This is a genomic window from Streptomyces sp. NPDC049040, assembly GCF_043197715.1.
GTDB lineage: Bacteria > Actinomycetota > Actinomycetes > Streptomycetales > Streptomycetaceae > Actinacidiphila.
The window spans coordinates 298,752-311,479 of record NZ_JBICTO010000004.1; the positions used below are offsets into that span (position 1 = coordinate 298,752).

A 12,728-nucleotide genomic window follows, 5' to 3' on the forward strand; every position below is an offset into this window, starting at 1 on the left:
ATCCACACCGGGATCGATGCCACCACCTTCGTCCTGGGCGCCGCAGCGGGCGCCCGGCTCGGCTGAGCACCGCACGGCACAGCCACCGTACGGCAGCACAGGCACCGCACGCACGACCCGTTTGCGCAGCACGTAGCAGCAGGCCGAGGACTCGCGCATTGGCGAGGCCACGACGGACCGGAGGACGGCGTTGACCGACGATGGCTTTCCTGTCGCCGAGATAGACACGAGCAGGCCGCACCCGGCTCGTATGTACGACTACTACCTCGGCGGCAAGGACAACTACGAGGTGGACCGCGAAGCCGCCCAGCAGGTGATCGACCTGTTCCCCGACGCGGTGCCGTCGGCGCTGGGGAACCGGGCGTTCATGCACCGGGCGGTGCGGTTCCTGGCCGAGAGCGGTATCCGGCAGATCATCGACATAGGCACCGGCATTCCCACGTCGCCGAACACCCACCAGGTCGCACACGAGGTCTCCCCGGACATCAGGGTGGCCTACGTCGACAACGACCCGATCGTGGCCACGCATGCCGGGGCGCATCTGCTGGGTACGGGCAACACCGGGTTCTTCCTGGGGGATCTGCGGGACCCGGAGAGCATCCTGGGGCATCCGACCATCGGCAAGCTGATCGACTTCGACCAGCCGGTCGGACTGATGCTGGTGGCCATCCTGCACTTCATCCGTGACGACGAGGACCCCGCCGGCCTGGTCGCCGCCTATCGGGACGCGCTGCCCGCAGGCAGTCGGATGGTCCTCAGCCACGCCACTGCCGACTTCCACCCGCCGGAGACGGGTTCGGGGGACGCCATCGACGTGTACCGGCAGAGCAAGGCCACCGCCACCTTCAACCTCAGGACGGGTGCCGAGGTGTTGGGCCTCTTCGACGGCTTCGAACTGGTCGACCCCGGACTGGTCCAGCTGCCGCTGTGGCGGCCCGACGGGCCGGCCCCGACCGAGCAGGAGCGCTCTCACGTCGGCATCTACGGCGGCGTCGGCATCAAGAACTGAGCGGCATCCGTGGATGCTTCACCCGCATCATCACCGACCCACGCAGCAGATCGGAGTACGGCGTTGGCCGACCAGGGATTCACCGTCGAAGAGATCGACACCAGCAGGCCGCACCCTGCCCGCATGTACGACTACTACCTCGGCGGCAAGGACAACTACGAGGTGGACCGCGAAGCCGCCCAGCAGGTGATCCACTTGTTGCCTGACGCGGTGCCGTCCGCGCGGGCGAACCGGGCGTTCATGCACCGGGCGGTGCGGTTCCTGGCCGAGAGCGGTATCCGGCAGATCATCGACATAGGCACCGGCATTCCCACGTCGCCGAACACCCACCAGGTCGCACACGACGTCTCCCCGGACGTCAGGGTGGCGTACATCGACAACGACCCGATCGTGGCCACCCACGCCGGGGCGCACCTCCTCGGCACGAGCAACACGGGTTTCTTCCTGGGCGACTTGCGGGACCCGGAGAGCATCCTGCAACACCCGACCATCGGCAAGCTGATCGACTTCGACCAGCCGGTCGGACTGATGCTGGTGGCCATCCTCCACTTCATCCGTGACGACGAGGACCCCGCCGGCCTGGTCGCCGCCTATCGGGACGCGCTGCCCGCAGGCAGTCATCTGATCTTCAGCCATCCCACGGCCGACTTCCATGCGCCAGGGACGGGTTCGGAAGAGGCCGCCGACGTGTACCGGCAGAGCAAGGCCACCGCCACCTTCAACCTCAGGACGCACGCGGAACTCGTGGCCCTGTGCGAGGGCTTCGACCTCGTCGACCCCGGGCTGGTCCAGCTGCCGCTGTGGCGGCCCGACGGCCCGGTGCCGACCAAGCGGGAGCTCTCCCATATAGGCGGTTACGGCGCTGTCGGCGTGAAGAACTGACCCGTGCGGGCGCACATCATGCCGTTCTCCCCTCCCGCCCGACGACCGATCACGCCCGTCCCGGTCTTCCGGCTGTCCACAACCTGGTCAGGGCACCGGCACCTGGGGTACTGACAGATCTGCTTCACTGCTCCCCGATCCGCGCACACGCCACCGGCCATCGGCGAGCGGTTCGGACTGCTCCTTCATCCTTGCGGCAAGACCGGAGGGCCAAAGCGTCCGCTCCGACCACAGCGCACTCAGCAAGCTCGCGCCACTCAGGTCCGCACCGATCAGGTGCGCGCCGGTCAGGTCCGCACCGATCACGTGCGCGTCGAACAGGTTTGCGTCGGTCAGGTCCGCGCTCGTCAGGTCCGCACCGATCAGGTGCGCGCCGATCAGCCGGGCGGCGCTCAGGTTCGCGCCGGCCAGGTGTGCGCCGATGAGGTTCGTGCCCACAAGGCGCGCGCGGGCCAGATTCGCGCGGGTCAGATTCGCGTCGGTCAGATCCACGCGGCTCAGGTCCGCGCCGGAAAGGATCGCGCCGACCAGGTAGCGGACAGGGAGACCACGGTGGCGGCTCCACCGCCGCCCAGACCCCATAACGCCGCCTGCCACCACATCATTCTCCGACCGTAGCCGCCGAGGGCGGCCGCCCGCAGGCGAAGCGGCCAGTATCGCCGCCTGCCCATCGCTCCCCGGCTGCGGGTCACGGGGCCAGTCGTCGTCAGCACCGGGTGAAGGCTGCGGCGTGGTCCCGGGCGAAGTCAGCGATGTCGCGCGGGGGGCGGCAGAGGAGGTCGGCGACCGAGTCGGTGGTGAAGTCGCCCCAGCCGGAGACGTACGCCTGCGCGTACTCCTCGATCATGTCGACGGTCCATTTCGGAACGCCGTAGCCGAGCAGTGCCCCGCGCTTGGCGTCGTCACTGACCGGCAGGTATGCGATGGACCTGCCGAGAGCGAGGCTCAGTTGGCGCGCGACCTCGTCGAACGTCAGCGGGCGCGGGCCGGTAAGGGTGTATGTCTCACCGTGGTGGCGATCCGGGTCGTCGAGGAGCACCCGGGCGGCGCACTCGGCGATGTCGCGTACGTCGACCATACCGATCGGCGCCGAGGCCATGTTGAGCGAGAAAGTGCCGGTGCCGGAGATGTCGTCCGCCTCGTTCAGCAGATTCTGCATGAACCAGAGCGGACGCAGGATCGTCCACCGCATGCCACTCCATTCGGTCTCCCGGTCGGACAGGGCGTGCAGCCTGCCGCTGCGGTTCGGCGCGTCGTGTGCCGCGCCGGCGACGGACAGGCGCACGATGCGCTCCACACCTGCCTGGCGTGCGGCCCACAAGGCGTTCATGTTGTTCTCCGGAGCGCGCGGGCTGTTCGGGGTGAGCAGCCACACGTCCTGCACGCCCTCGAAGGCAGGCGGAAGAGACCGTGTGTCGTCGAGGTCGCCGACGACGACCGCGGCGTTCCGCTCGCGCAGGCCGTCCGCTTTGGACTCCGCACGGACGAGGGCACGAAGGTCGACGTCGGCTCCCTCCAGCGCATTCATCAGTGCGGTGGACACGGTTCCGGTGGCTCCGGTGACCAGGACGGTGCGGGACACGCTCGTTCTCCTTCGGTGATGCTCGGGGATACGACCCGGGTCGGGCACGGATCAGTTGGCCGAGGCGGCCGGTTTCGGGTCATGACCCTGGTGGGCCGAGGTCTTCGGGGGCTTTCCTGCCGCGCGGTCGACGGTGACGCGCTCCACGACCCAGATCGCGACGGTCCCGAAGGAGAAGATGGCGCCCAGGACGCATACTCCGGTCCAGCCGCTGTGCACCCAGACCACCGAGGTCAGCGCGGAGCCCACGGCGCCGCCGAGGAAAAAGGCGGTCGAGAAGGCGGAGTTGATCCGGTTCCTGGCCTCGGGCCGGAGCGCGAAGATGATGTTCTGATTGCTGTTGAGCACCGCTTTGTGCGCCAAGTCCAGCACGATCACGCCGACGAGCAGCCAGACCAGCGAACGTGCCCCAGCGGCGATCGCCGCCCATGACGCCAGCAGCAGGACCGTCCCTGCGCCGGTCACGATCTGTACGTGGCCGCGGTCGGCCAGCCGCCCCGCCACCGAGGCCGTCAGCGCACCCGCGGCGCCGACCAGGCCGAACATGCCGATGGCCGACGCCGACCAGCGGTACGGCGACTGCACCAGCAGGAAGGTCAGGGCCGTCCACAGCACGTTGAACGAAGCCATGCTCAAGGCGGCGATACCCGCTCGCGACCGCAGCAGCGGCTCGTACCGGAACGACGCAACCGTCGATCGCAGCAGACCTGGATAGGACAGGTGTCCGCCCTCACCACCGAGCCGGGGCAGGAAGAGACGCAGCAGCACGGCCATCAGCGCCATCAGGACCGCGTTCACCCAGTAGGCCGTCCGCCAGCCGCCCAGTTCCGACAGCAGTCCGGACGCGGTGCGCGCCAGCAATGCGCCGAACAGCAGCCCGGTCATCACCGTGCCGATCACCCGGCCGCGCTCGTCCGGCGGCGCCAGCGTCACCGCGAACGGCACCACGACCTGCGCTCCCACCGAGGTCAGCGCGGTCAGAGCCGTGCTGACCAGGAGCACTTTGCCGTTGGCCGCGGTGGCCGACATCAGCAGGAACACCGCGGTGGCCGCGTAGAGCGACACGGCGAGTCGGCGCCGCTCCACCAGGTCGCCGAGCGGCACCAGCAGGATCAGCCCCAGTGCGTACCCGCCTTGCGCAGCCGTCACCGTCAGCGCTGCCAGCGAGGGTCCGAGCCCCAGTTCCCGGCCGATCAGGTCGAGTAGCGGCTGTGTGAAGTAGTTGCCCGCGACCGCCAGTCCTGTCGCCACCGACATGAGCAGGAGCAGCCCGCGCGACATGCCGCCGTCGTTGTGAAGTCTCGTCGCCGTCATGCGCCCAGCCTCAGCGATCGACGATCAATGAGTCCAACACATGTTTGTCATCGGAACAATCGTGTATGACGATTGATCCATGGAGCTCCAGCAGATGCGTTACGTCGTCGCTGTCGCGGAGACGAGCAACTTCACCCGCGCCGCCGAGCAGTGCCTGGTCGTCCAGTCCGCGCTGAGCCACCAGATCGCCCGGCTGGAAAGCGAGTTGGGCGCCAAGCTGTTCGAACGCACGAGCCGCCGCGTCCGGTTGACCCCTGCGGGCGAGGCGTTTCTCCCTGCGGCCCGGCAGGCTCTCGACGCCGCCGAGCGGGCCCGCGCCGAAGTGGCGGCCGCCGCCGGTGAGATCCGCGGCCGACTCGCCATCGGGGCCATCTCCGCCGTCGGCGCGGTCGATCTCCCCGCTGTGCTCAAGCAGTTCCACTTGCGCTACCGGGAGGTGCGGATCAGCCTCCGCACGAGCCCCAGCGAGGATCTGATCGAACGGATACGGCAGGGCACTTTGGACGCCGCCTTCGTAGGGCTCCCGCTGGGCGTACGACCGCTGGGCGTCCGCAGCCACGAGCTGGGGGGCGGTGACCTCGTCGCCGTGGTGGCGCCCGACCACCCGCTGGCGGATCGGGAACACGTGGACCTGCACCGGCTGGCCGACGAGACGTTCGTCGACTTCCCCGCAGGCACGGCCGGCCGGGCCCACTCCGACGCGGCCTTCGCGGCGGCCGGAGTGCGGCGCGAGGTCTCCTTCGAAGTGACGACCGCGAACCTCATGGCTCGCCTGATCCGGCAAGGCCTGGGCATCGGCATGCTGCCCGCCGCCTTCATGCCTGAGCTTCCCGACCTGCCCATCGTCCGGCTCAGCGACGCTCCGGCCGGCGTGGAGCACCTCATCTGGAGCCGCTTCCAGCCCTCCCCAGCGGCCACGGCCTTCCTGTCCGCGCTGGGCGTCCCGGCGCCTTCGGCCTGACGAGAAGAGGCCCGCCGACCTGGCCACATGCCAGTCAGCGGACCTCTTTGCACCGTCGGGACGACGGCCGGCTCCTCTCTACGGCGCGGAGTCCTTTATGCCCTCCTTCGTGGCCTTGTCGTATGCCTGGGCGGGGGACATGCCGTGTTTGGTGCGAGCGGCGTCGGTGGTGAAGTTGTAGTTGCGGTCCAGGCCGATCACGGTGGTGAACTTGCTGACCTTGGCGCACTTGGTCGTGTTGTCGCCGAACTGCTGGTTCGCGCCGTCCAGTGCGGCCTTGCGGTCGGCGTCGGTCGCGTCGGTCTTGCCGCCGGGGAAGGTCGTGCCGGTGGTCCAGTCGGAGCCGACGGTCAGGACGATGCCGGTCGCCGAGGCGTCCTGCTTGACGTCCTTCGCCGGTATGCCGAGGGCCTTGGCCACGGACTGGGCCTGAGCCTGCTGTCCGGCCGGGTAGGCCACCGAGGTGGTCGGGGTCTGGGTGCCGGTGATCGCGGTGGCCTGGGTGAAGCCGCGGTTCTTCAGCTCCTTCTGGACGTCGCCGGCACGGCCGGGGACGAGCGCACCGTCCTTGGCAGCGCCGTTCCGGACCTTCACCGGGATCGCGGACGGCGGCACGGTGGGAGAGGCGGAGGCAGAAGCGGACGGCACGGCGGTGCCGTCATCGGTGGTCAGCGACTGGTCGTCGGCGATCGTCTTGAACAGGGCGGCCGCGCCCGGCTGCACCAATTGCGTCCCGGACTCGAGGTCCTGGGTCTGGATCGTGGCGAAGGTGACCCGCTTGGTGGGGACCTTGTTGAGGTCCTGGCCGAGGCCGATCAGCTTGGTGACGGAATGGAGCGAGTTGTCGACGGTCAGCGCCTTGGTTGCGGCGTTCGCGAGCTTCCACATCTTGTTGGGGCTGCTCAGAGTGCCGTTGCCCTTGAGCTTGTTCAGCAGGGCCGTCATGAAGACGTGTTGGCCGTCGGTTCGGCCGCGGCTGTCCGTACCGTCGCCGAAACCGTGCCGGGTGCGCAGGAAGGCCAGGGCCGCACTGCCGACCAGTTCGTGCTGGCCCTTCTTGAGCTTCAGGTGGCTGTACGGGTCGTAGATGTTGCCGTCCACGCAGACATCGACACCGCCGACGGCGTTGGACATGTCCACCACGCCCTGGAATTTGACCTTCATGAAGTGGTCGATGGGTATGCCGGTCAGTTGGTGCACGGCGTCCACGCTGCACCCTGGGCCGCCGTTGAGCGCCGAGTTGATCATCGCGTTGTGCTGGGGACCCATCTGCGTATGGCCCTTGTCGTGGCAGCCGCTCCAGTCCGTGCGCAGGTCGCGCGGGATGCTCATGACGGTGGCGTTGGTGCGGTCGGCGGATATGTGCAGCAGAATCTCCACGTCCGCACGCTCACCGCCGTGGCCGTCCTCGCAGTGGCCGCCGAGCTTGCAGTCCGCCGCGCTCTCGCGACCGTCTGAGCCCAGGACCAGGATGTTGATGGGGGTGCGGCCGAAAGCGTCGGGTTTCTCGTGGCCCGCACCGTCCTTGCCGTTGGCGGACAGGTCGTCGGACTTGATGTTGCCGTTGAGCTTCCAGTAGGCGTAGCCTGCCGCGCCGCCTGCGCCGAGGATGACGAAGGCCATGGTGATGCCGACGATCTTCAGCGCGCGCCTGCCGCGCCGTCCGCCGCCCTTGCGGGCCGCCTTGCGGGCTGCCGCCCTGCCGCCCGCAGTCCGCTCGTCCTCGCCGGTCGCGTGAGGCGCGGTGTCGGCGCTCGGCGCCGACTGGCGTGCGCTGTGCGCGCCGGCGCGACGGCGTCCGGTGCCATGCCCCCTGGAACCGTGGGAGGGCTCGCTCATTGTTGTGATCCCTGTGACGTCGGACCCAGGCAGGCTGGGATGCTCGATTCCAAGGACGTTCGAGGCGGGCGGCAGGTTGCATTCCGCTGATCAGACAATCACTCGCCCGAGGCCGCATCGGCGCACACCAGTGGAGCGTTGATCATGATTACGTTCCCCGGTTGATTGCCGTGCGCGTAACCGGCCGGGCCAGCCGACCAAGTACCGGATGTCGAGACGGTCGGAATGCCCGAAGTCAGCCGGTGCCGACGAGGACTTCGGCCTCGAAACTTTCGCTGTGACAGTGCTCCCCCACGGCCGTCACAATCCTCGCCTTGCAGACGAGTCGAGCAGTCAGGCGGACACAGGCCGCCAGGCGCGGTCTCTGATCGGGGAGGTTACCCCGTCCGGGAACTCACAGCTGATAGAAAGATTCGAAATTTCTACCGAAAGTGTTGACACTCCGGCGGCGCGGATCAGACTGTTCGGCATCGCAGGTGACCAGTCGCCGGCGATCGGGCCGCACCAAGGCCCGGTACTCCGGTCGCCGTACTCCTGGCAGCCGGAGTGCGTGTCATGCCCCTGCCGCCCAGGCCACCGGCCCTGTGGCGACCGGGACCACGGCATGCAACTGCCCCCCACGCCCACAGGAGAGAACACCCCATGAGAACACCGACCCACCAGACGCGTCGTAGACGCAGCATCCTGGCCGCCGTCCGAGGCCTTGTCGCCGCGGCGGTGGCGGTCATGGTCGCCTTCACGCTGCCCGGCGCGGCTCAGGCCGACACGACCGTCAACTCGAACAGCACCGGCACCAACAACGGGTACTTCTACTCGTTCTGGAGCCAGAACAGCGGCCAGGCCTCCATGACCATGGGCTCCGGCGGCCAGTACAGCACCACCTGGAACAACGTGACCAACTTCGTGGCCGGCAAGGGCTGGAACCCGGGCACGACCGCGCCCGTGACCTACTCGGGCTCCTGGAACTGCAACGGCAACTGCTACCTGTCGCTGTACGGCTGGACCACCAACCCGCTCATCGAGTACTACATCGTCGACAACTACGGCAATTACAACCCCAGTTCCGGGTCGTCCCGGCTGGGTTCCGTCACCAGCGACGGCAGCACCTACGACCTGTACCGCACGCAGCGCGTCAACCAGCCCTCCATCGAGGGCACCGCGACGTTCTACCAGTACTGGGCGATCCGCCAGGCCAAGCGCACCGGCGGCACCATCACCGTGTCCAACTTCTTCAACGCCTGGGCCCAAGCCGGCCTGAACCTCGGCACCCCCAACTACGAGATCCTGGCCACCGAAGGCTACGGCTCCTCCGGCAGCTCCAACATCACCGTCGGCAGCAGCGGCAGCACGACCGGGGGGACCACGGGCGGCAGCACCACCGGCGGTAGCACGACCGGGGGTAGCACCACCGGGGGAACCACCGGCGGCAGCACCACCGGCGGCACCACGACCGGGGGAACCACCGGCGGCAGCACCACCGGCGGCACCGGAGGCAGCGGGTGCTCCGCGACCTTCGCCAACTCCTCCGACTGGGGCGCCGGCTTCACAGGAGCGGTCAACGTCAAGAACAACGGCTCCTCCGGCATCAACGGCTGGACCGTGAAGTTGACCTTCCCCGGCAACCAGACCGTCAGCAACCTGTGGAACGGCAGCTACACCCAGTCCGGCAACACGGTGACCGTGAACAACGCGAGCTACAACGGCGCCGTAGGGGCCGGCGCGAGTACATCATTCGGGTTCAACGCCAACTACTCGGGCAGCAACGGCGCCCCGACGCTCGCCTGCACCACCCGCTGAATCTCCGCTGACGCGCGGCTGCCCCGTCACCGTCCTCCAGGTGACGGGGCAGCCGGCCGGATCACGGCCGGCAGGCTCAGACGGCGGACGGCGAGCCGGGACCACCCCGATGCGTCCTGGTCGGCTCGGCGGCCCGAAAGTCGAACTCGGGCCAGGAACGGGCCGCAGCATGGCGAAGTTGTGGCAGCGCGGCCAGCAAGTCCCCCTGGGCCGAGGCGACACACACCAGGAGGTACGCGATGACACTGTGGGCGATGCCTACGGCGGCTTCCTCTCCCCCGGTTCGCGCCCATTCGCGGAGGGTGTCCACCAGCACCGGAGCAAGATCGGTGGTTCGAGCGTCCGGGTCGCGCTGCCCGCCTGTCGACCCTTCGTTCGCGGTGAGCAGCATGGGATTCCGCACGAGTTCTTCGAGGTAGGACACCAGTAGGTCCTTCATCCGACCCCCTCCGTAGACGCGGCTGTCCAGATGCGCCCTGGTGTGGTCGTCGTTCGTCCACACCGCTTCGAGGAATGCGAACACCTTGAGGCAGCCGTCGGGGGTCATACCCTCATGTTACAGAGCCAGGAATCGCCAGAGCCGAGGTCATCGGTTGCACACCGGCCGGGTCACGAAGAGCTGCCAAGGGTCTGTAGGACCGTCGGATCGCAGCGCAAGGCTGACCGTTCCGCTTCCTCCATGGCTTGTCACATGAACCGGGATGTCCCATTGATCTCGACTGATTCGTGCGCAGTCAGTGATGTGGAAGGTGATCGTCATCGACAACGATCCGGGCGGTACTGAGACGGGCAGATGGGGTGTGACACCGACAAGTTTCATGCCGTCCCGGCTGTCACCCAGCTGCGAGATTCGGACCGGCCCGTCTGATGCATTCAGCAGCTTGAAAGAGTAGGAAACATTGTTCGTTTCCGGATCCACCGCCGTCTGGAAGGAACTCCCCTCGCCGAGAGTGACGTCCAGTGGGGTCGACGGGGTCGCAGGTTTCGCGGGTGCAGCTTCATGGTCACCATGCGAATGATTCAGCACAGCTAACAGCACGGCAAGAGAGCAAAGCACAACAAGCGCCGAGACAGCCCATAGCCGTCGCCGCCTGCCACTCCTGCGATTTCCGCCGCTTTCGATCACGTCTGGCATGACTGAACGCCCGATTTTCTATACGAGCCGCAAAGATGGCAGATGGCGCGCCCCATGGCGATGGGACGCGCCATCCACCCGGGACTGCCTACAGAGAAGGAATGTAGAGCGGCGGGTTTTTCAGCGTGTAATGCGCTGAACCGCGGCCCCAGGTAAGGGTCTGCTGGATGTTCTGGTAGTTGTTGTTGGCCGGGTCATACCCGATGAGGAGGGTGGGCGAACCCTTCGGCGGCTTCGTGGGGTAGTTCGTGCCGCTCGTCGGATACGAGTAGTCGCCGTGGTACGTGTAGTTCCAGTCGGACGTGCCGCCGCAGCTACTCACACACCGGCCGTGCTGGGCGCCCGACCACGCAAGGTCGATCAGGGTCGCTTGGCGGTCGATTCGCGTGGCCTGGTTGTCCCACTCGCTGGTGGAGGCATACGTACTGCTGCCGCTCTTGTAGCTGGTGTAGTACAGCTGCTCACAGATCTCCACCGAGGAACTGCCGTCCTCGGGGCAACTCGTCAGCACGCCAGAGGGGGTTATCGTTGCCGGCGCCGACTCGATACCCGGCTTGAGGACTTCTGCGGTCTGCGTGATGGAGTAGTCGGTCACGCCTGAGACGGTCGAGGTGGCCGTCACGAACTGGCGGTAGATCGTGTGCTGCCCGGCGGGCGCATTGCTTTCCGGATCCGCCGATGCGGACGGCGCAACCACCGCCGACACCGAGACGACTACGGCGGCGATGGCAGCTAATCGAAGCGATGCCTTGAAATTGGTCATGATTCCCTCCCCTTATGGCAAACCGTCGGATTGATTCATTCATGAATCAACTTCGACCACATGCCATGAACTTGCTAACGACCTTCCCATGGCAACCGCCCACTGTCAAAGAAATAGAGGAAGTGCGATGTGTAGTTCCGCAACGCGCACACAAGTTTTGCTTATTTTGAATTATGAGTAAGCTCGTGACGAGATAGTCCGAAATTCCGGAAACGCGATCTCCTCTGGGTGGTCGCAGACTGCCCGTGACACGATCACGAAGAGGCCTGATGATCACGAGGAAAACTGATTCCGCATGTGGTTGTCACCGGTGCCGGTGAGCCGGCTGTCGAGGATCAGGTGCGCGAAGCGGAGACAATCAATACAGCGGTTGGCGACAGAAGACGGGCAGTTGCAGCCTGGCGTCTTGGCCGGGCGTGGGGCCATGGACCTGGCGTCGGCTAGGCTCCGTGCAGCTTTCTGGCCCCGGCGCCGCTGCCGGGGTTTTCGTGTGCGGCTCCCCACGTGGGGCGGCTTGGGGGGATCATGGATATTCGCGCTGTCCTGATGCGGGTGGTCGCAACCGCGGGGGTGTTGTCCGCGCTGGTGCTGGTTGCCGGGTGCGGCGGGGACGGCGGGGATGACGGATCCGACTCCGCAGGTCGCCAGAAGGTGGCATCTCCCGCGACCCCGTCTGCCAGGGCCGAAGCAGCGTTGAGCCAGCCGGATCTGGACCGGCTCGCGCTGAGCCCGAGCGACGCCACCGGCTACACGGTGAAGGCTGTCGAAGGCAAGGGCGCCCCGGTGGACCACGGCTTCCTGACGAGGTACAGCACCGTCACGCCCGCATCGTGCCGGCCGATCTACGCGGCCGCGGAGCTACGGAGCCTCCACGACTTCACCGCCCATGTCAGCGAGGACGTCATGTCCTCCGCCGACACGATGGCCAGCCACGCGAGCATCAGCCTGACCTCGTACACCGATTCTGACGCCCGCAACGTCCTGTCCGAGCTGCGCTTCGCGCTGTCCCAGTGCACGACCGCCGCGATCCGCCCCTCGGCAGCCCGGCCCGGCGACGAGCTGGGGTACTCCTCTCCATACCAGCGGACCGCTCCCGGCGCAGGCGACGACGCCATCGGCTTCAACGCGAGCCAGGTCATCGTCGGAGTCAACGGACCCGTGATCCCCATGACCGTCATGGTCGTCCGCAAGGGCTCCACCGTCGCCACCTTCAAAACGCTCGATCCGACCGACGAGTACCCCTCCATCCCCAAGGACATCCTCGACACACAGCTGAAGAAACTGGCAGCTGACCCCAGCCCCCCGGCCCAGGTGTGAAGGATCGGCGCCGGCCCCACACTCGCGCGCGGGACCGTCTTGTCCCGGCCCGAGGCCGCCGTCGCCCGCTGGGTGCGACAAGCGCCCTCGCCGGGTCCTGCGCTCGCCCTTCGAGGGCCCAAAGCTCGC

The 12,728-nt window shown here is 67.3% G+C and carries 12 protein-coding genes; 5 read left to right on the forward strand and 7 right to left on the reverse strand.

Going from position 1 to position 12,728, the window contains the following annotated elements; translation table 11 throughout:
- The first annotated feature begins 190 nt into the window (after positions 1 to 190).
- Together ACGFMP_RS13855 and ACGFMP_RS13860 are read left to right on the forward strand one after the other, a co-directional pair.
- Positions 191 to 1,009, forward strand: coding sequence for an SAM-dependent methyltransferase (locus ACGFMP_RS13855; RefSeq protein WP_393672434.1), 819 nt, complete (start codon positions 191 to 193; stop codon positions 1,007 to 1,009).
- 63 nt (positions 1,010 to 1,072) lie between these two features.
- Positions 1,073 to 1,891 (forward strand): SAM-dependent methyltransferase, encoded by an 819-nt coding sequence (locus ACGFMP_RS13860; RefSeq protein WP_393672436.1) that lies wholly within the window; start codon positions 1,073 to 1,075, stop codon positions 1,889 to 1,891.
- Positions 1,892 to 1,978: 87 nt separating this feature from the next.
- Here ACGFMP_RS13860 and ACGFMP_RS13865 read toward each other — a convergent pair whose 3' ends face one another.
- From ACGFMP_RS13865 to ACGFMP_RS13875, 3 genes are all read right to left on the reverse strand, one after another.
- Positions 1,979 to 2,473 carry a pentapeptide repeat-containing protein gene (locus tag ACGFMP_RS13865; protein WP_393672811.1) on the reverse strand — a complete coding sequence of 165 codons (495 nt, stop codon included), beginning with the start codon at positions 2,471 to 2,473 and terminating at the stop codon, positions 1,979 to 1,981.
- A gap of 124 nt (positions 2,474 to 2,597) precedes the next feature.
- A complete protein-coding gene (locus ACGFMP_RS13870; protein ID WP_393672438.1) occupies positions 2,598 to 3,473 on the reverse strand; it encodes an NAD(P)H-binding protein in 876 nt (291 codons plus the stop codon).
- 51 nt (positions 3,474 to 3,524) lie between these two features.
- On the reverse strand, positions 3,525 to 4,787 hold the full coding sequence (locus tag ACGFMP_RS13875; RefSeq protein WP_393672440.1) for an MFS transporter: 1,263 nt from the start codon (positions 4,785 to 4,787) through the stop codon (positions 3,525 to 3,527).
- A 79-nt stretch (positions 4,788 to 4,866) separates the two neighbouring features.
- Between ACGFMP_RS13875 and ACGFMP_RS13880 the strand changes: the two genes are divergently transcribed.
- A complete protein-coding gene (locus ACGFMP_RS13880) occupies positions 4,867 to 5,748 on the forward strand; it encodes a LysR family transcriptional regulator (protein ID WP_393672441.1) in 882 nt (293 codons plus the stop codon).
- A 78-nt stretch (positions 5,749 to 5,826) separates the two neighbouring features.
- Here the strand turns inward: ACGFMP_RS13880 and ACGFMP_RS13885 are convergent, their stop codons facing one another.
- Entirely contained in the window at positions 5,827 to 7,587 is a 1,761-nt protein-coding gene (locus tag ACGFMP_RS13885) for an LCP family protein (RefSeq protein ID WP_393672443.1), read from the reverse strand.
- A gap of 642 nt (positions 7,588 to 8,229) precedes the next feature.
- On the opposite strand from ACGFMP_RS13885, the gene ACGFMP_RS13890 reads away from it, so the two are divergent.
- Entirely contained in the window at positions 8,230 to 9,384 is a 1,155-nt protein-coding gene (locus ACGFMP_RS13890; RefSeq protein WP_393672444.1) for a glycoside hydrolase family 11 protein, read from the forward strand.
- Between the two features lie 76 nt (positions 9,385 to 9,460).
- Here ACGFMP_RS13890 and ACGFMP_RS13895 read toward each other — a convergent pair whose 3' ends face one another.
- The 3 genes from ACGFMP_RS13895 to ACGFMP_RS13905 all read right to left on the reverse strand — a co-directional run bounded on the left by ACGFMP_RS13895 (position 9,461) and on the right by ACGFMP_RS13905 (position 11,282).
- Positions 9,461 to 9,931 carry a hypothetical protein gene (locus tag ACGFMP_RS13895; protein ID WP_393672446.1) on the reverse strand — a complete coding sequence of 157 codons (471 nt, stop codon included), beginning with the start codon at positions 9,929 to 9,931 and terminating at the stop codon, positions 9,461 to 9,463.
- Between the two features lie 39 nt (positions 9,932 to 9,970).
- Positions 9,971 to 10,519, reverse strand: a complete 549-nt coding sequence (locus ACGFMP_RS13900) for a hypothetical protein (protein ID WP_393672447.1) — start codon at positions 10,517 to 10,519, stop codon at positions 9,971 to 9,973.
- An 88-nt stretch (positions 10,520 to 10,607) separates the two neighbouring features.
- Positions 10,608 to 11,282, reverse strand: coding sequence for a hypothetical protein (locus ACGFMP_RS13905; RefSeq protein ID WP_393672448.1), 675 nt, complete (start codon positions 11,280 to 11,282; stop codon positions 10,608 to 10,610).
- A 693-nt stretch (positions 11,283 to 11,975) separates the two neighbouring features.
- Here ACGFMP_RS13905 and ACGFMP_RS13910 point away from each other — a divergent pair.
- Positions 11,976 to 12,599 (forward strand): hypothetical protein, encoded by a 624-nt coding sequence (locus ACGFMP_RS13910; protein ID WP_393672450.1) that lies wholly within the window; start codon positions 11,976 to 11,978, stop codon positions 12,597 to 12,599.
- Positions 12,600 to 12,728: the final 129 nt, after the last annotated feature.

Excerpts from the sequence above, each read along its gene's own strand:
- ACGFMP_RS13865 (WP_393672811.1), bottom strand. The coding sequence starts at position 2,473 with ATGGGGTCTGGGCGGCGGTGGAGCCGCCACCGTGGTCTCCCTGTCCGC.
- ACGFMP_RS13900 (WP_393672447.1), bottom strand. The coding sequence starts at position 10,519 with ATGCCAGACGTGATCGAAAGCGGCGGAAATCGCAGGAGTGGCAGGCGG.
- ACGFMP_RS13890 (WP_393672444.1), top strand. The coding sequence starts at position 8,230 with ATGAGAACACCGACCCACCAGACGCGTCGTAGACGCAGCATCCTGGCC.
- ACGFMP_RS13895 (WP_393672446.1), bottom strand. The coding sequence starts at position 9,931 with ATGACCCCCGACGGCTGCCTCAAGGTGTTCGCATTCCTCGAAGCGGTG.
- ACGFMP_RS13885 (WP_393672443.1), bottom strand. The coding sequence starts at position 7,587 with ATGAGCGAGCCCTCCCACGGTTCCAGGGGGCATGGCACCGGACGCCGT.
- ACGFMP_RS13875 (WP_393672440.1), bottom strand. The coding sequence starts at position 4,787 with ATGACGGCGACGAGACTTCACAACGACGGCGGCATGTCGCGCGGGCTG.
- ACGFMP_RS13880 (WP_393672441.1), top strand. The coding sequence starts at position 4,867 with ATGGAGCTCCAGCAGATGCGTTACGTCGTCGCTGTCGCGGAGACGAGC.
- ACGFMP_RS13905 (WP_393672448.1), bottom strand. The coding sequence starts at position 11,282 with ATGACCAATTTCAAGGCATCGCTTCGATTAGCTGCCATCGCCGCCGTA.